Source organism: Streptosporangium sp. NPDC005286, from assembly GCF_040607515.1.
GTDB lineage: Bacteria > Actinomycetota > Actinomycetes > Streptosporangiales > Streptosporangiaceae > Streptosporangium.
Window position 1 is genome coordinate 19,382 of record NZ_JBEXGU010000092.1, and the last position, 17,181, is coordinate 36,562.

At 68.0% G+C, this 17,181-nt stretch carries 18 protein-coding genes; 13 read left to right on the top strand and 5 right to left on the bottom strand.

The window, feature by feature from the left end:
* Positions 1 to 13 precede the first annotated feature (13 nt).
* Genes ABZU75_RS28280 through ABZU75_RS28295 form a run of 4 tightly spaced genes read left to right on the top strand, consistent with a single transcriptional unit; the run spans position 14 to position 1,155 of the window.
* Entirely contained in the window at positions 14 to 190 is a 177-nt protein-coding gene (locus ABZU75_RS28280) for a hypothetical protein (RefSeq protein WP_355560365.1), read from the top strand.
* A gap of 56 nt (positions 191 to 246) precedes the next feature.
* Positions 247 to 423, top strand: coding sequence for a hypothetical protein (locus ABZU75_RS28285; RefSeq protein ID WP_355560368.1), 177 nt, complete (start codon positions 247 to 249; stop codon positions 421 to 423).
* Positions 408 to 839 (top strand): hypothetical protein, encoded by a 432-nt coding sequence (locus ABZU75_RS28290; RefSeq protein ID WP_355560370.1) that lies wholly within the window; start codon positions 408 to 410, stop codon positions 837 to 839. Before ABZU75_RS28285 ends, ABZU75_RS28290 begins: the two co-directional genes overlap by 16 nt.
* Before the next feature lie 31 nt (positions 840 to 870).
* Entirely contained in the window at positions 871 to 1,155 is a 285-nt protein-coding gene (locus tag ABZU75_RS28295; protein WP_355560373.1) for a hypothetical protein, read from the top strand.
* A gap of 180 nt (positions 1,156 to 1,335) precedes the next feature.
* Here ABZU75_RS28295 and ABZU75_RS28300 read toward each other — a convergent pair whose 3' ends face one another.
* A complete protein-coding gene (locus tag ABZU75_RS28300; protein ID WP_355560376.1) occupies positions 1,336 to 3,450 on the bottom strand; it encodes a TerD family protein in 2,115 nt (704 codons plus the stop codon).
* Positions 3,451 to 3,800: 350 nt separating this feature from the next.
* On the opposite strand from ABZU75_RS28300, the gene ABZU75_RS28305 reads away from it, so the two are divergent.
* From ABZU75_RS28305 to ABZU75_RS28320, 4 genes are all read left to right on the top strand, one after another.
* Positions 3,801 to 4,127, top strand: coding sequence for a winged helix-turn-helix domain-containing protein (locus ABZU75_RS28305; protein ID WP_355560379.1), 327 nt, complete (start codon positions 3,801 to 3,803; stop codon positions 4,125 to 4,127).
* 174 nt (positions 4,128 to 4,301) lie between these two features.
* Entirely contained in the window at positions 4,302 to 5,162 is an 861-nt protein-coding gene (gene lgt, locus ABZU75_RS28310) for a prolipoprotein diacylglyceryl transferase (protein ID WP_355560382.1), read from the top strand.
* A gap of 145 nt (positions 5,163 to 5,307) precedes the next feature.
* Positions 5,308 to 5,433, top strand: a complete 126-nt coding sequence (locus ABZU75_RS28315; protein WP_355560385.1) for a hypothetical protein — start codon at positions 5,308 to 5,310, stop codon at positions 5,431 to 5,433.
* Between the two features lie 497 nt (positions 5,434 to 5,930).
* Positions 5,931 to 6,119, top strand: coding sequence for a hypothetical protein (locus tag ABZU75_RS28320; protein WP_350921417.1), 189 nt, complete (start codon positions 5,931 to 5,933; stop codon positions 6,117 to 6,119).
* 263 nt (positions 6,120 to 6,382) lie between these two features.
* Here the strand turns inward: ABZU75_RS28320 and ABZU75_RS28325 are convergent, their stop codons facing one another.
* Complete coding sequence (locus ABZU75_RS28325; RefSeq protein ID WP_355560388.1) at positions 6,383 to 6,595, bottom strand: hypothetical protein; 213 nt, start codon at positions 6,593 to 6,595, stop codon at positions 6,383 to 6,385.
* A gap of 462 nt (positions 6,596 to 7,057) precedes the next feature.
* Here ABZU75_RS28325 and ABZU75_RS28330 point away from each other — a divergent pair, with 462 nt between their 5' ends.
* Complete coding sequence (locus ABZU75_RS28330; protein ID WP_355560391.1) at positions 7,058 to 7,285, top strand: hypothetical protein; 228 nt, start codon at positions 7,058 to 7,060, stop codon at positions 7,283 to 7,285.
* Between the two features lie 40 nt (positions 7,286 to 7,325).
* Here ABZU75_RS28330 and ABZU75_RS28335 read toward each other — a convergent pair whose 3' ends face one another.
* A complete protein-coding gene (locus ABZU75_RS28335) occupies positions 7,326 to 8,126 on the bottom strand; it encodes a class I SAM-dependent methyltransferase (RefSeq protein ID WP_355560394.1) in 801 nt (266 codons plus the stop codon).
* A 396-nt stretch (positions 8,127 to 8,522) separates the two neighbouring features.
* Between ABZU75_RS28335 and ABZU75_RS28340 the strand changes: the two genes are divergently transcribed.
* The 3 genes from ABZU75_RS28340 to ABZU75_RS28350 are packed head-to-tail and all read left to right on the top strand — an operon-like array spanning position 8,523 to position 12,960.
* Positions 8,523 to 9,725, top strand: coding sequence for a glycosyltransferase (locus tag ABZU75_RS28340; protein ID WP_355560397.1), 1,203 nt, complete (start codon positions 8,523 to 8,525; stop codon positions 9,723 to 9,725).
* Positions 9,713 to 11,635 (top strand): asparagine synthase (glutamine-hydrolyzing), encoded by a 1,923-nt coding sequence (asnB, locus tag ABZU75_RS28345; protein WP_355560400.1) that lies wholly within the window; start codon positions 9,713 to 9,715, stop codon positions 11,633 to 11,635. Before ABZU75_RS28340 ends, asnB begins: the two co-directional genes overlap by 13 nt.
* Positions 11,632 to 12,960, top strand: coding sequence for a hypothetical protein (locus tag ABZU75_RS28350; protein WP_355560402.1), 1,329 nt, complete (start codon positions 11,632 to 11,634; stop codon positions 12,958 to 12,960). Before asnB ends, ABZU75_RS28350 begins: the two co-directional genes overlap by 4 nt.
* Here the strand turns inward: ABZU75_RS28350 and ABZU75_RS28355 are convergent.
* Together ABZU75_RS28355 and ABZU75_RS28360 are read right to left on the bottom strand one after the other, a co-directional pair.
* Complete coding sequence (locus ABZU75_RS28355; RefSeq protein WP_355560404.1) at positions 12,868 to 13,785, bottom strand: methyltransferase; 918 nt, start codon at positions 13,783 to 13,785, stop codon at positions 12,868 to 12,870. The two genes, ABZU75_RS28350 and ABZU75_RS28355, sit on opposite strands and share 93 nt — an antisense overlap.
* A 13-nt stretch (positions 13,786 to 13,798) precedes the next feature.
* Positions 13,799 to 15,004 (bottom strand): O-antigen ligase family protein, encoded by a 1,206-nt coding sequence (locus tag ABZU75_RS28360; protein WP_355560407.1) that lies wholly within the window; start codon positions 15,002 to 15,004, stop codon positions 13,799 to 13,801.
* A 382-nt stretch (positions 15,005 to 15,386) separates the two neighbouring features.
* On the opposite strand from ABZU75_RS28360, the gene ABZU75_RS28365 reads away from it, so the two are divergent.
* Positions 15,387 to 16,763 (top strand): polysaccharide biosynthesis tyrosine autokinase, encoded by a 1,377-nt coding sequence (locus ABZU75_RS28365; RefSeq protein ID WP_355560409.1) that lies wholly within the window; start codon positions 15,387 to 15,389, stop codon positions 16,761 to 16,763.
* Positions 16,764 to 17,181 lie beyond the last annotated feature (418 nt).

Below are 17,181 nucleotides of genomic sequence, written 5' to 3' on the forward strand. Positions count from 1 at the left end.
CCGAGGAGACGCCGTGACCTGGTTTCATCGGCACCGCATGCAGGCCGTGGACGTCAGACACGACACGTACACCATCGGCGGCGGCCAGGTCACCCTGATCTTGCGCCGACGCCAATGCGGTAAACACGACACCGAGGCCATCACAGGCCACTGGCCAGCCGAACGGTTCCTGCCCGTGAAGGAGGTCTGACCGTTGACCGCCGCCCGCGAGGTGGCAGGCTGGCAGCCAGACCCCCGGGAGGACATGTGAGCTGGACCAAGCACTCCACCCCCGAGTTCCAGGCCATCGCTGACACGTTGACGATACTTGAACGTCTCACCGTCACCTCCGACCTGCCCGACCAGCCGGACATGAAGCGGGTCAACCAATGGATGGTGGAGGCATACGCCAAGTGCTGGATGCAGGAGTGGCTGAAGCCATGAGTAAAGCTCTGTGGATCGTCGACCTCGACGGCACCCTAGCCCTCCGAGGAGACCGGAACCCCTACGACTGGCACCGGGTAGGGGAGGACACACCAAACCCGCCCGTCGTCGCTGTCGTTCAAGCGCTGATCCTCGCCGGACATCCGATCGCCTACGTGTCCGGACGCAAGGAACAGTGCCGCCGCCAAACGGAGATGTGGCTGGCCGCCAACGTCGGCCATCTCGACGACGCCGAGGGCCTGTGGATGCGCGACGACCACGACAACCGGCCCGATGTGAAGGTGAAACGCGACATCTACCAGCGGAACTTCACCCTCAGAAAGATCGCTGGGGTCATTGACGACCGCGCGGGCGTGGTCAAGATGTGGCGTTCACTGGGCCTGACTGTCCTGCAAGTCGCCGAAGGAAACTACTGATGAGCGCCCGCGGCATCACCGAGGAGGACCGTTGAGCAAGGACATGCTGTCCTTGCTCCGCCGTGAGGTGGAGGCGAGACTCACCACGGCCCGCGCCGCAGCGGACAAACCTTTCCAGGAGCCGGGAATGACGTTGTTCATCACAACCAAAGCCGGCGACTACTACCACCTGACCGAGTGTCCAGGGTTCCAGGCAGGTCGCCACGGCAGCGAACAGGCCGGATACACGCTCCACGACATCCTGGAAACGAGCGAGGCGGACGCCCGCGCAGCAGGCAAAAAGCCATGCAAGCAGTGCGTAGCCGACCGGTCGTGAGGAAGGCCCGAGAACTAGATATGCCAGTAGACCCACTGGGGTCTACCTGGAATCGAACCAGGATAGAAGGAAGCCCTCGAATGGCCTCACGACCGGAACACGAGGAAAGCGGGAAGGCTGGATACTTTTCCAAAAAAGGTGAGAAGGAAGCCCTCCCATGGCCTCGCGATCTCCACGCTATCAGGCGGGGATCAGCTCGTGCAGCGTCCCGGGCGTGTACACCCGCGCGCCCTTCGGTAGATCGGCCGGCGCCTGCAAGCCGATGTATGTGGTGTGCTCACCCGACGAGCCCTTCTGCCGCAGCAGGTCGGCCAGGTATCGGACCCGCAGGTGGTCGCGTTCGACGATTGAGCGCACCAGGAGAGAGGCCGTGACGCGGTTACCTTCCACCTGGTTGAAGCCGGGGTGGCCCTTCAGGTAGAGGTGCAGCCACTTCGCCCGCCAGGCGCCGTCGTCACCGCGCAGGAAGACAAGTGGGAGGGCGACGCGGCCTGCGCCACGCAGGTCGGACTTCATCCGTACCGTGCGCGGCTCGAACGGCAGGCCCTCCTGCTCGGCGTCCCTGCTCATGAAGCCGAAGAACGCCTCGGCGGCTTCGTCGAACGCTTCGCCGCTGTAGATGTTCACCTGCGGAATGATGATCGACCGGGTCGCCTGGGCAAGGCGGATGTTGATGAACTCCGACGCGCCGTCGGTGGCGTCGGTGAGGTCGCCGGAGTATTCAGCGAAGCCGTTGCGGTAGCTCGTCCACGAGATGTGCTCAGGATTGCCGTATGAGGCGTCCAACATCAGGGCCGACAGGTCGTAGTCGGTGCGCCGCTCGGCCTGCCGCCAGTAGACGAAGAACCGCAGCAGCTCCCCGTCCACCGCCGACAGCGAGCCGCGCGGCAGCATGCCAAGCCCGGGCGCGACGGCCTTGCCGGACAGCGGCAGGGCGACGTCGAGCACCTCGGGATCGACGATCAGCTCGCCAAGGTCGGGAAGCCGCCGGGTGATCTCCGCGTCCAGGATGGCCGCCGCCCGCGACACGACGCTCTCCTCGATCGGGGGGCGGGCATCGGCCGTCGCCCATGCCCGGCCGTGCCGGTTGGCGAAGACACGCCCGGCGGCCGGCGCGAGCCGGTTCTGCAGGTGCTCACGCAACGACAGCAGCACCCGGCCGGAGGCGACCGCCGCGGCCTTCTCCGCGGCGTCCAGCACAGCCGAGGCTGAAGAGCCGGTTCGCAGCAGGTGATCGAGGCGGCGCAGCAGCGCGCCGGGCGCCTTCCCCAGCAGCTCGACCGCGTCGCCGGTACGGCCGGCCGACAGGGCCGCCTCGACACGGCTGTCGAAGCTGCGCGCCGGACGGACGCCGCGGGCGACCTCGAAGACCTGGACGGCGCGCGGAAGGTGCGGGTACTCGTGCGGGTGCAGGCGCTCGCCGAGCCGCTTCCACTGCTCCTGGTAGCGGGGCACGTCGCCGAGCTTGGCCGGCGTCGCGACCGCGTCCAGGGCCTGCAGGAGAGCGCGGCGCTCGGCCCGGCGGAACGAGCGGAAGCGCGTCCGCTCGGACAGCGTGACGTCACCGCCGGAGCAGCCGCAGGCGAGCCGGAGCACGTCGGTCACCGTGTCCACGAGCAGCGGGCGCCCCGTGGCCAGGCGCACCTCGTTGATGATGGCGCGGTTCTCGCGCACCGGGATGCGTTCGGGCTCGTCGGCGCAGAACGCGGCCAGTGTGCGGAGCGCTGTCAGGTCCTCGGCGGACAGCGGCACTTCCGAGCCCGCCAGCGAGAAGTACAGCTCGCGCGCCTCCGACTCCAGACTTCCGCCCAACTCCAGCATGGTCACCCGGTCGCCGGCCAGCGGAATCAGCTCGGCGTGAGCGGCCAGCAGGTCGGCGTAGGCGTGCTGGTAGTGGCCGTAGCCGGGCAACGCGAGCAGGTTGAGCGTCGCCGACTGGACGCGCGTGGCGGCGACCGGGTCGAGCAGCGCCTCCCGCAGGAGCCCGACCCAGAACTCGATGGTGTCGGGGACGTTCTTGGGGAAGTTGAGGAAGTACGCGTTGTGCTGCACGTGGTCACCGACCAGGTGGCGGACGGCCGCCAGGACCCGCACGCCGAGATCGACCACGGTTTCGCCACGCAGCCTCGCCAGACGGTCGAGCAAGGCCGCCGAGCACTTGAAGCCAACGCTCAACAGCGCGGCGTCGAGCTGGCGGGCGGCCACCTCTCCCCAGCCCGGGTGGGAACCGGCGGGAGCGTCGCCGATGGGGACGCACAGCCGCCGGGCGATGACGAGGCTTTCCAGAGTGTCCACGAATGCACCTTATAGCCGAGACGCGTCTATGCTCTGCGGGTTTTCTGGGCCTGCACAATCAACCATCCGGTCTCGGCTAAAGGGGGCAATTCAATAACGCATCCCTGGAATGACCTCTGGTGTCTGAACGCTGAAACGCGAAAGGCGGCCTCCCGCTCACGGGTCAGCTTCATACGCCCCTGAGGTGACCGGATCTTGCGGATCTCGAAGTCCATCGCACTCCCCGAGCCGAGGTGTTGCGACGACCGCTAGAAGGAAAGCTCGGTGCCGGGACTCTCGCGTGTCCAGCTACTTCACGCGCCACTCCAGGGCATTGTGGAGGCAGAGGGCCGCACCCCTACCGTCAGACCGTGCGCGAGATTGATCATGATGCCGAGACGCCCGTGTACCGCCAGGTCGCTGACGCCATCCGGCGGGACATCCAGACCGGCCAGTTCCGGCTGCGCCGCCCCCTGACCTCTGAGATTCACCTGCAGCAGCGTTTCGGAGTGGCCCGCGACACGGTCCGAAAAGCGATCAGCCACCTCGCCTCGCTCGGCCTGGTGCGCAAGGTTCCCGGCCGTGGAACCTACGTTCGGGCGCCGGAGGTCACCGTGATCGCTCCGGAGCCGGGCATGCGCATCACCGCCCGGATGCCGACCGAGGTCGAATGCGAGGAGCTGGTATCGATCTTTTAATCCGTAGGTTCCGGGTTCGAGTCCCAGGCGCCCTACCATCTGACCTGCAGCCGTGGTCTTCGAGGCGATAAACAGGATCACTCGTCGTACGCCTGCCGCCAGGGCGGTAAAGGCATGCGAATATGGACTTCGGTGGGATGTGTGATCGCGGCGGGCTGCACTAGATTGCCTGCCATGTCGCTTGCCAGCATTCCCAGTCCCTCCGAAGGGGTCTGGTATTTGGGGCCGTTGCCCATCCGTGGTTACACGATCTGCATCATTCTCGGTGTCGTGGTGGCCGTCGTCGTCGCCGAGCGCCGCTGGCGGAATCGCGGTGGGACGCCGGGAACCATGCTGGACCTGGCGACGTGGGGGGTCCCGTTCGGCATCGTGGGTGCGCGGCTGTACCACGTCATCACCGACTGGCAGCTGTACTTCGGGCCTGATGCCCCCTACCGGCCGATCGACGCGATCCTGATCTGGAGCGACTCCGGACCGGGCTGGCGCGGCCTGGGTGTCTGGGGCGCCGTCGCCCTGGGTGGGGTGGGCGTGTGGATCGCTTGCCGCCGCCGGGGCATCGCCTTGAGCGCGGTCGCCGACACCGTGGCCCCGGCCGTCGCCATCGGCCAGGCCATCGGCCGATGGTGCAACTATTTCAACCAGGAGCTGTTCGGCGGCCCGACCGACCTGCCCTGGGGGTTGGAGATCGATGCGGGCCGTCCGGGGACCGTGCCGGGCGTCACCACCTATCACCCCACGTTCCTCTACGAGTCGCTGTGGAGCCTGGGCCTGGCGCTGGCACTGATCTGGATCGGCGGTCGCTTCGCGCTGCGGCACGGCCGGCTCTTCGCCTTGTATGTGGCGGGCTATACCGCGGGCCGGTTCTGGATCGAGGGCCTGCGCGTCGACCCGGCCAACGAGATCCTCGGGATGCGGCTGAACCAGTGGACGTCGATCGCTCTGTTCCTGGGCGCGATGGCCTATGTCTACCTGACCCGAAACAAGAGGTCCAAGGAGTCTCTGGGCGATGAACGGGTTCCCGCCGAGGTGAAGTGACCCCACGCGATGGCGCCACCTGGATACGGCGGGCCTTGCCGTCACTGAGGCTTTTTCATCCTGATGGCCTGGTACGGGAGAAGCGGGCCAAGCCCGCGTTCCCGATCCACTTGCAGTCGCCGGCCGTGGCGGAGGTAAGGGCGACGTGCCAGGCCGGCGCGCAGACGCCTGGGGCGGAGGCCTGCGCGGTGCCGGTTCCGGTGACGAGGAGCGTGGACGCTGCCGGCACGACGGCGCCGTTTTTCCCGACACCCACGAGATCGACCTGTGACGCCCAGACGAGCTTCGGGCACGGCCCGCACCTCCGCCCAGGCCGTTGCTCGCTCGTACCGGCCTTCCGGCCGGCGCGCCGGTTCCCGGGCCTGGAATTCGCCGTCTCCCCCCATGGTTCAGTGGTGAACCAGTGCGGCCCGGCCGAGCACCGGAACCGGCCGTACGCAAAAAAGTTGGGCCTCCAGGTCTTCTGACCGGTGGGACGAGATGGGCGGCTAACGGCACCACCGGCCGGACCACCCGTACCCTCCGGTGTCGGACCGGTTTCTCCCCGGAGAGGTGGCCCGAACGGGGACGCGTGTTCGATACATAGAGGAAGCCCCTTCCCTTCGCGGCTCAGGCCGGACAGCTGCGGGAGTGCCCCGAACTCCAACGGCTGTCCGGATGTCGTCCCAAGTTGAACCTGCTCTCTCCAGGTAGTCGTATGAGTGCGCACAGCAACGGAGAGGTGGCCCGCGACAGGCGGGCCACCCTCGCCCAAAGGAGAAGACCGCGATGAACCGCACCACGATCGCCGCTGGGCTGATCACTCTCGGCGCCGTCCTGGCCGCGCCCGCGCTAGCCGCCGGTCCGGCTCACGCGACGGCCTCCCCCTCCGACCCGTGGGACGGACTCGGGATCGGACTCGGGAACGGAATCGGGACCGGGATGCTCCTCGACTACGGCAACATCGGCATCCTCTAGGAGTAACCGCACAGGTCTGGAAATGCCGGCGGCCTCGTTCCCCTCCAGAACGGGGCCGTCACCGCGGGACGGCACCGCCGCCCGGCCGCCCGTCCACGGCGTCCTCGCCGGCGGCCGACGGCGGGGCGTCCGATGACAGAGGGCGCGATGGCGGCATCCATGCGATTCCCAAGCCGACAGCGCGGGTTCGATTCCCGTCCCCCGCTCGCAGCACATCCCAACCCGGGCCTCGATTGTTCTCGGGGCCGTCCTGATGGTGACGGCTACCGGAAGGGGCTTCGCCCTGTGGCGGTCAGGTAGAGCGGAAAGAAGACGACCCACAGGATCAGGCATCCCAGGAACCACGCCTCGGGCGTCTCCACCCTGAGAGACCCGAATGAGAAGGCGGCAGGATTGCCCTGATTCAGCCGTTCCTTGGCGTCCGCATAAACCCAGGCGTCAATCCCCAGCACCAAGAGCAAGACGAGAATCGGCACCAACGCGGTAAGGGATGATCCTGTCATTCGCCGCGCTTCCGATCGGCAGGGTCAAGTAGCTTCGCGGTCATCGTACACATCTCGGACCACCGAAATCCCGTCACCCTCGATCCCCCCTCTGCGGGAAGCGGGCCCGCCCCGAGCCCGCCACACGGTCAGAACCCCGCGCGGCGGGACATCCTCAGGGCGCACAGGCAGGTGAGGTGCGCGGCGCGAGACCGCTGCCTTCCACGCTGCGGTACGGGAGGTGGTCAGATGTCCGAGCGAATCACCTGGACCACGCACCACTTTCTCCCAGGCCGACCCGAAGGACCCGCAACGGGAAGACTCGACTCCCGTCACCTACTCCAACCATGAAAGCCCAGGTCAGAGGCCAAATCCTCACCCAATCCTTGATCGTTCTGGCGGAGCTTGCCGATTCTCCGTCGCGAGCGTTCTCACCGGCGGCACATACTGGAGAGGATGAAGCCAGCCAACGGCGTACCCCGTCGTCACCTGCCCACAAGTCCCTTCAAACCCCCGCCCCCGGCCCCGCCTGTCGAGCGGTTCAGCGTGAACGACCGGGTGACCCATGATCGATATGGTCTTGGCGTCGTCACCGGCGTAGAGGACGAGATCGCCGTGGTCGTCGATTTCGGATCGCGACAGGAACGCGTCACGGCACCGTTCAAGAAGCTGTACAAACTCTGAGCCCGCCGCGCCGCGGGGGGAAGCACACAGCACGTGCTTTTCAGCACGTACGACGATGCGCGACTCGTAACTCGGTCAGATAGCGCTTGCTGATCCGGCCACCGTGACGCTCGTCGATCAGAGACCCGATACAGCTAAGGAGATCAGCCCGCGCTCCACTCTCCAGCGCTCGATGACCGGAGTAGGTGCGCAGCACGTCCAGATACCGTGCGGTCGAGTAGGACAGTTCCCGTTCGTAGCGGCGGAAGACGGCCGGCCCGAACCGTGCCGACCGGTCCAGCTCCGCGCTGTCCGCGGGGATCTCCGCTGAGGTGCGCAGGCGCAGCCCCGGCGGGGTCGACGGGTCGAAGCGCTCATAACAGTCCTGCACCTCACGGAAGAAGTCCTGGCTGCCACCGGCGACATGATGCGTGCTGATCGTGGCCAGCGCACCCCCGACGCGCAGGGCGTCGGCCGCCTTCTCCACCCGCACCGCCGGGTCGATCCAGTGAAACGCCGTCGCCGAGACCACGACGTCGAACGGCTGTCTCGGCAGCGGCCAATCCTCGAATGCCGAGTTCTCGACGGCGACAAGCGGGAAACGCGCCAGATTGCGGCGGGCGACGGCGGCCATCGACGCACCGAGCTCCACCGCGATGATCTGACATCCCCGCTCGGCCAGCGGCACGGTGGCCTGCCCCGTGCCACAACCGATCTCCAACACCCGGCATCCCGCACGGGCCCCGGCCAGATCGGCCAGATCGTCGAACAGCTCGGCCGGATAGCCCGGACGAGCCCGGTCGTACAGTTCGGCGTCCTCGGTGAAGGCCTCGCGCAACCTTTCCCGATCGCTCTTGGCCATGCTCGAAGGCTAACCCGCCCCCCGCAGATCAGCATCTGATTCCAAGAGCAAACCGGTGATCAGGCCGCTTCATCCAGCGTGTTCGTTCGTATGCCCGCACCGGGCGGACAAGCCTGAGTGCCTGGCCCCGGAACCGGGACACCGCCGTCTGCCGATCGTCGATCTCTCCGCGCGGTCGAAGGCGGGACCTGCCGGCAGGGTGATCTCTCACGGCAGGGGTCGACGCGATCCATACCGGATGCGAGCTCTTTGGGTCCGGCGCGTAACGGAAGGCTGTTACGTACGGTTCCGGCAGGCGATCTGCCCTGAGAGATCGTCCTGAGACGGTCCGGACCGCGTAAACGCAGTCGAAATTCCTTTCCGCGACACGCTCGTCGGCCATGGACAGTCCCCCACATGCCGACGCCGATCACCCAAGGTAAGAACATGGAAGCGAAAGGTAGCCGCGGGGTGATCTCGTCTCTGGAAGCGACGCCCGGCGAACCCCGCCAGGTTGTGTTGCTGGTCGGGCAACTCCAGGTCGGCGGCACCGAAAAACAGATCCTCCTTCTGGCCACGGGACTGATCCGCAGCGGTGTGGCGGTCGACGTGGTGACGTTGCACTCGGATGGGCCCTACCGTGACGCGCTCGAACGCGAGGGCATCACCGTGCACAACGCCAGATTCACCGGGCTGTCGACGGGGCCCATGGCATTTCCTCGCAACCTGCTCGCGGCGGCACGCCTCATCAGGCTGATACGGCGGCTCAGACCTGACGTGCTGCACGCCTTTCTGTACCACGCCTATGTGGTCGGCGCGCCGATCGCCTGGCTTGCCCGGGTGCCTGTCGTGGTGGCGGGGCGGCGCAGCCTGAGTGTCTTCAAGCGGGTCCGGTACGGGAGTTACACGTTGGAACGCGTCGCCACCCGGCTGACCCGGCACGTGGTGGCCAACGCCGTGGCCGTGGCGGAGGATGCCAGAAGGGTGGAAAAACTCCCACCCGAGAAGCTCAGCGTGATCTACAACGGCCTGCCCGAGTCGGCCTTCCTGCCAGCCAAACCGGCTCAGATCATCACTGACCTGCCAATCGTGTGCAGTGTGGCCAACCTGAAGACGCACAAGGGGCACCGTTTCCTCATCGAGGCCGTCGCGCTGCTGGCCGCCCGGGGTATGCCGTGCACCCTGGTGCTCGCGGGCGAAGGGCCCGAGCGCGATGTCCTGCTGCGGCAGGCGGAGAGCTCGGGCGTGGACCTGCGCCTGCTGGGCCTTCGCCGGGACGTCGAGGCCCTGATGCGCCGGGCCTCGGTGATGGTGCTCGCCTCGCTCCACGAGGGGATGAGCAACGCCGTCATGGAGGCGATGGCGGCGGGCAAGCCGATCGTCGCCACCGCGGTGGGCGGGACCTGCGAACTGCTGAGCGGGCGCGGCCTGCTGGTCCCCCCGGCGGACCCTCGGGCACTGGCCGACGCCTTGGAGCGCGTGTTACGTGACCCCCGCCTGGGCGCGTCCCTTGGCTCCGCCGCGCGTGCCTGGGCGCTGGACAACCTCAACCTGGATTCCATGATCGACCAGCACCTGGTTCTGTACCGACGGCTTCTGGAGGAGCGATGTGCGGAATAGCGGGTGCCGTCTGCTCCAGCGGGGTGGATCCGGAGACGGTCCGCGGCATGTGTGGGACGATCACGCACCGCGGTCCTGACGGGAGTGGCCTGCATGTGGAGCCCTCGGCCGTGCTCGGGATGCGTCGCCTGGCCGTCGTCGATGTGGTCGGTGGTGACCAGCCCGTCTACAGCGAGGACGGCACGATCGTCGCGGTGTTCAACGGTGAGATCTACAACTTCGCCGAGCTGCGCACCGAACTGCTGGATAGAGGACACCGCCTGGCCGCGAGCGGCGACTCCGAGTGCCTGGTCCACCTGTACGAGGAACACGGGGACGCCTTCGTACATCGTCTGCGCGGCATGTTCGCCTTCGCCCTGTGGGATGGGCGCAGGCGCAGGCTGCTGCTGGCCCGCGACCGGGTGGGCAAGAAGCCGCTCTACTGGGGGATGCGGTCCGGCTCGCTGCGTTTCGCCTCCGAGCTGAAGGCCCTGATCGACGACCCGCGGTGGCGCGGCGAGGTCGACCCGGTCGCCCTCCACCACTACCTGACGTTCCAGTACGTTCCGGCTCCCTGGTCGATCTTCGAGGGCATCGGCAAGCTCCCGCCGGGCTCGACTCTGGTGTGGCAGGACGGCCAGGTGCGCGTCGACCGCTACTGGCGGCTGGATGCCACTCCCCGCCTGGGTCCCGTCGTGGAGGCCGAGGAGGCCGAGCGGCTGCGTGAGCTGCTGCTGGAGGCCACCCGGCTGCGGATGATCGGTGAACGCCCGATCGGCGCCTTCCTGTCGGGGGGAGTCGACTCCTCCGCGGTCGTCGCGGCGATGGCACGGCAGTCACCACAGCCGGTCCGCACGTTCTGCGTCGGCTTCGAGGAAACCGGTTTCGACGAGCGGGAGCACGCCAGAGAGGTCGCCGCCCGCTACGGCACCGACCACTCGGAGCTGCTCCTCTCCGCCTCCCCGCTGGATGTGCTGTCCACCCTGGCCTGGCACTTCGACGAGCCGTTCGCCGACTCCTCGGCGATTCCCACCTTCCTGGTGGCCAAGATGAGCAGCCGGGAGGTGACGGTGGTGCTCAACGGGGACGGTGCGGACGAGATCTTCGGCGGCTACCGCCGCTACGCGCTGTTGCAGCGGGCCTCCCGGCTGCGGGTGCCGCCGACGGCCGCACCGTTGCTGGACGCGGCGGGCAGGAGCCTGCGGTCCCTGTCGCGTCGGGGGTCGCTGCTCCGCAGGGTGGGGTGGGGCCTGGAGCTGGCGGGGCTGCCGACCGCCGACAGGTACACGCGTCTGATGTCCTACTTCACCGAGAGACAGAAACGGGAGATCTACACTCCGTGGCAATGCGGCCGGGTAGCGGGCGTCCGCAGCGGAGCCATCATCGAGCGGGCCTTCGAGGAGTCGTTCGCCGGCTGCGATCTCACCCGGATCATGGACGTCGACGTCAACACCTACCTGCCCGGCGACCTGTTGGTGAAGGTCGACATCAGCACGATGGCCAACTCGCTGGAGGCGCGCTCCCCCTTCCTGGACCATGTCCTGATGGAGTGGGCCGCAGGCCTGCCCGGCGAGTTGAAGATCCGCGGGGGGACGTCGAAGTACCTCCTCAAGCGCGCTCTGGCGGACTGGCTGCCCGCGCATCTGCTGCAGCGCCAGAAGATGGGGTTCGGGGTGCCGCTGGCCTCCTGGCTCAGGACCGGGCTGCGCCCCCTGGCACACGATCTGCTCACCGACGCCACCGCCCGTAACCGGGGGATCTTCGATCCACGGGCCGTCGCCCGCCTGCTCTCCGAGCACGCCCGCGGGCGAGACCACGCCAACCGCATCTGGACTTTGATGCAGTTCGAGCTCTGGCATCGAACCCACCTGCCCGCACAACCGGCCGTGCGACCAGTGGTGGACGGTCAGCGGCGACTGCGGTCCATGTGAACGCCCCGGCACTCCCCTCGGCCGCGCCCGAGCGCCACCGAGACGCGATCGCCACTCGCCTGGCCCACCTTCTCCTGACCCGCCTGGCGCTCGTCGTGGCCGGTGGCCTCACCAGCATCATCGTGGCCCGCGCCCTGGGGCCGGGCGACCGCGGCGCCTACTGGGTGATCATCACCATTGCGACCACGGCGACAGCCGTGGGAAACCTGTCGGTGGAGAAGTCCCAGACGGCCCTGTGGGCACAGGAGGGCAACCGGCCTGCGATCACGGCGAACGCCCTGTGGCTGGGACTTGCCGTAGGCGTGACGGCCGCAGGAGCCGCCTTCGCCGCCGTGCTGCATACCGGCGCCGGAATGGAGCCCGCGGCGGATCGATCCATGCTGATCTGGGGACTGGCCGCGGTGCCCGTCATGATGGCGGTCGTCTACCTCAACAACGTGTACGTTCTGCACGGCCGTACCGGGGTCGTCAATCGGGGCTCGCTGGCCGGCGCCGCCTTCCAGTGCTCCGCGCTGGTGGCCCTGGGGTTGCTCGGGCGACTCACCGTCGAGTGGGTGCTGATCATATGGGCCGTCTCCGCCGCGGTGCACCTCCTGTTGCTGCTGCCGTCCCTGCCCGTACGCCGGCCGCGCGAATGGCGGCTGGCCGCCCGCACGCTGTCGTGCGGGTTGCGCTACCACCTTGGCTCCGTCTGTCACTTTCTGCTGCTGCGGCTCGACGTCCTGATCCTGAACGCCATGAGCACGCCGGCGGCGGTGGGGATCTACTCCATGGCGGTGACGCCGGCCGAGCTGCTGCGGGCCATGACCGACGCGGTGGTTCAGATCGCCCTGCCCCGGCAGATGGAGTCGAGCCAGGAGACGGCTGCGACGTACACGGCACGGACGATCCGGATCACCGTGCTCCTCGCCGTCCTGTCGATCATCCTTTTCTGCCTGGCGGGACCGTTTCTGGTCATCGCGGCCGCCGGCCAGGCTTTCGCGGGGTGCGCCGTGCCGATGCTGGTGCTCGCACCGGGCGTCGCGGCCGCCGCGGCGGCGCGCCCGGCCGCGGCCTATCTGCTCCGGCTCAACCTGCCGTTGCTCACCTCGCTGATGTACGGCGCGGCACTGCTGACGAACCTCGCCCTGAACGTCCTGCTGATCCCCGGGATGGGCGTCACGGGGTGTGCTCTGGCCTCCACGGTCGCCTATACCGCGCTCGCCGCCGCCCAGACAGGCTGGTTCGTGCGCTCAACGGGAGTGCCCCTGCGGTGCTTGATCCCGGGTGCCGCTGAGATACGCGAGATCGTCCATCGAATCCGCGGGCTCCTGCACGGCGGCTGACCCACCCGGCCGCCGGAGCAGATACTGGTTGCAGCCGAGTCCGCCCCCGCATGTCCTGAGCCGCAGGAGGCTGAGATCGTGCGTACGTGCGCGGGCGAGGACCTGCTCGGGCTTGGAGACCTCGAACGGGTAGCCGCCCACCCAGTCGAGCATGTCGTGCCAGCGCGACATGCCCCGCGGCCGGGCGGCCGCGGGACGGGGCCGGCCGGTGAGCAGCCGCCCGATTTGGAACAGGGGCCAGGCCCGGTGGATATAGGCCGAGCTGCCGGCGATCAGAGCGCCCCGGGTCACCGGTCCCGACCGGTTGTAGCGTCGCTTCACCACCGTCCAGATCCGGCTTTCCCAGCCCTGGTCGTTGTAGAGCGAGACGAACAGCAGTCCGCCGGGGGCGACGAGTTCGACGGCGTTGTCGAAGGCCTGCCACATGTCCCCGGTGTGGTGCAGGACTCCCCAGATGTAGACCACGTCGAAGGTCCCCAGCCGCGCGAGGTGGTCGCCGTCCAGGATCGACCCCTGCTCGATCGTCCAGGAGGCGTCAGGGGCGAAGGCGTGCCGCAGCCGCGAAGCGGACTCCACCGCCTCGGCGTCGAAGTCGAAGGAGTGCACGCGGGCTCCGAGGCGATGCGCGGCGAGGGAGAACAGGCCGCTGCCGCACCCCACGTCGAGGAAGGTGCGCCCGGCGAGGTGCTCGACGTCCAGGGCCTCCCGCAGCGAGCCGATCGCGTTCTGGATGCGACGTTCGTCGACGAGGTTGGCGAAGGCCTTCCAGTTACGGCCGAAGGCGAACCTGTCGCCCCGCCGGATCTGCAGAAGATTGTCGTCCATTACCGTGCTCCTGTCATGTGCCTGGCGCCGCGCGCGGCGATGTTCGGTGAGTCGTCACGTAGGCCGTTTCGAGATGCCGAGCCCCGAGCAGCGTTCCCAGGCAGACCCAGAAGGGCACACTGGCCATCAGGTTCGACAGCGTGTTGCCGAACAGCAGCACGACCGCGTAGGCCGTGACCGCGCTGGCCAGGACGTGCTCGTACGTGCCCGTGGCCCGCCGGACCGCCCGGTAGACGAGCAACAGCAGCAGCAGCGCCGGGACGATGCCCGTCTCGGCGGCCAGCCGCAGGTAGTCGTTATGGGTGTTGATGAAAATGCCCAGCTGGGGGGAGCGAGCGGCCTGCTCGGCGAAGGTGCCGTACCCCGTCCCGCGCAGCGGGTGATCGGCGGCCATCCTGGCTGCCAGGATGGCCGACTGCGCCCTGACTTCGTTGCTACGCTCCAGTTCGTCGATGCCGCGGGCGCCGCCGCTCACATCGAGCACGCCGGGCGCGGCGGCGACCAGCACCGCCACAACCGCGATCGCCGATGTGAGCGGCAGTCGGGCCGTGCGCGAGCCGCGCAACAGCGCGACGGTCGCCATACCGGCCAGAACCGCGAACAGCGCGGCCCTCGACTGGGTGGCGACCAGCGCGACCAGCGCGACCGCCCCGGGAACCGCCCACAGCGGGGCACGCCGGAGCCAGGCCATGGCGAAGGACATCACCGTGGGCAGGACCAGCAGGCTCCCCAGATAGTTCGAGTTCAGTCCGAACCCCTCCAGCCGGGGCCCGGCCTGAGCGTCCCCGACAAGCAGGGCCGCCACCGCGGCAGCCGTCCCCGAGAGCACGACCACCATCGGCAATCGCTCCGCGGAAGGCGGTGCGGCGGCGCAGACGGCCAGGATCATCAGTCCGGCCGTCACCTGCGCCATGTCGTGCAGGGCCTGATGGCCCGGACTGCCCTGCCCCCCGGGCGATACCCAGCTGGCCACCAGCAGCAGAACCAGCAACACCACGATCGCGTGCTCGGAGCCGACCCTGACCTGCGGGGAGAAGGCCAGGCACATGACGGCCGTCACCAGCGCCAGCAGCGGGGCGCACCACCAAGGCAGCCCCGCCACGCCGCCGACGACGGCCAGCGGCACCATGAGCAGGCCGCCTCGCCACGGGCGCCGCACCAGCGCGAGCCCGCAAACCCCGAGGGCCAGCAGGGCGGTCGACCACGGATACCACACCATCGCGGTGATAAGGAAAGGCGTCGCGAATATCGCCGATGCGATGACATGGTCCGACGAAGGCCGTTTCAGCAGCATTACCCCTGCCATCGCAGCGGCCCCCTCAGCGCCTTGCTGATTTTCTCGCCCACTCACGCTAATCTCGCCGCAAAGAGTGTGCGCACGCACAGCGTGTTACCCGAAGTCCTCAAAACAGCGACTATAACTTATCGCAATCGACCGATCATACGAGGAATGCAGCGCCGGTACGGCCGGGCGATTAATCGAAAACGTACGTCCAAAAAGCAGTAAACGCTTAATGTCCAGTATTGGCGGAATGGGTTGCGGTAAATCCAGTACAGCCACCACTTCCGCCGACAAGTATCGCGAAAGACGGAGTCCCGCGGTGAACCTGCTCTCCTGTCTGTGGCTTCTGTGGAAGAACTGGCCGCTCATCGCCGGGTCGCTGGCGCTGTCGGTGGTGACGGCACTGGCGCTGACCGCCGGCACGCCTCCGACCTATGCCGCGAACATCTCCATGCTGGTCTCGGCCAGCAACCAGGAGGGCGGCACGATCACCGCCTACCAGGCCGCCCTGCTCTCCCAGCAACGCATGCAGTCGTACGCGAACCTGCTCACCAGCAGGAGGGTGATTCAGGCCATCGCCGAAGGCGAGGATGTGGACAGACTGCGGGAGAACGTCGAGGCCGAGGCCGTGCCCGATACCGTACTGCTGCGCGCCACCGTCACCGACGGTGATCCGCACCGCGCGGCACGGCTGGCCAACTCCCTCGGCCGGGCCTTCGCGGAACTGATCGACAAGCTCGAACACCCCGCTCAGCCCTCGGAGGGAGCGAAGGTGAGCGTCTCGGTGGTCGACCAGGCGCAGGTGCCGTCCGCGCCGATCGCACCGCGGCTGTCGATCAACCTGGCGCTGGGCGCGGTGGTCGGTCTGACGCTCATCGGGGGCGCGATCATCGTGAAGGATCAGCTGGACACGACGATCCGGACTCCTCAGGCACTGAAGCAGGCCACCGCGGTGCCGGTGCTGGGCGAGATCGGCTACGAGCACAGCGCCCGGCGGCACCCGCTGATCGCCGAACGAGGCAGCCCCTCCAGCCGGGTCGAGGCCTTCAACACGTTGCGCACGAACCTGCAGTTCATGAACACCGAGCACAAACCCAGATCACTGGTGATCACCAGTTGTCTGTCCGGCGAGGGCGTGTCCCTGGTCTGCAGCAACCTCGCCATCGTCCTGGCCGAGGCCGGCCTGCGGGTGACTCTCGTCGACGGAGACCTGAGGCGGCCGAGCATCGCCGAGTACCTGAAGATCGGCGATGGCCCCGGGCTGACCGACGTGCTGACCGGCCGGGCCGAGGTGTCCGCGGTGCTGCGGCAGCGGGACGTGTCGGCGGGCCGGCTGTCCGTACTGCCCAGCGGGCCGCTGCCGGCCAATCCGAGCGTGCTGCTCGGCTCCCAGCGGATGCGCCTGCTGATCGACGAACTTGTCGACGCCTGCGACATCGTGCTCATCGACACTCCGCCGCTCCTGCCGGTCACCGACGCGGCGACGCTCGCGGCAGGCTGTGACGGAGTGCTCCTCGTGGCCAGGTGCGGCAGGTCGCACCGGCAGGACATGGCACGGGCACTGGACCTGCTCTCCTCCGTCGGCGCTCACCTGGTGGGGACCGTGCTGAACTTCGCCCCCGACCGGCGCGGTGACGCGCTCGGCTACGCCTCCCGTTCCCCTGTGGAACCCGGGCTGACCGTCGGCCCACTCTGAGGAGACGTCTGAGTCAAGGCGCGACGCGATCGCGGACTCTCCATGCGCTCCTGATGAGAAATAGCCGGCCACGACAATTGGCCGCGATCCCGCAGAACCTTTTGTAGGCGACGATCGCGCAGGTTTCGTCGCGCCCCCCGAAATCCTCGTTCAGCAGCGGTTCGAAAACGAGCCACGCGTCTTGGCGGGGAGGAATGGTGTCCGGGGCGTAGCAGGTGGTCGGCGGCCGACACCTCATCGTCTCCGAACATCCTGACGTCACCGGAATTCCGCGGAGAACGGACGATGACCGGTTGAAACCGGTCCCCGCCCGGCCTGGCACTTGGCCCATCTCGTCGGCTCTCAGCGCGCAGGTGCCCGCAGGGGCCCCGGCGACAGGACCCCGGGGTCCTGTCGCGTCGTACCTGGATGCCCGGCC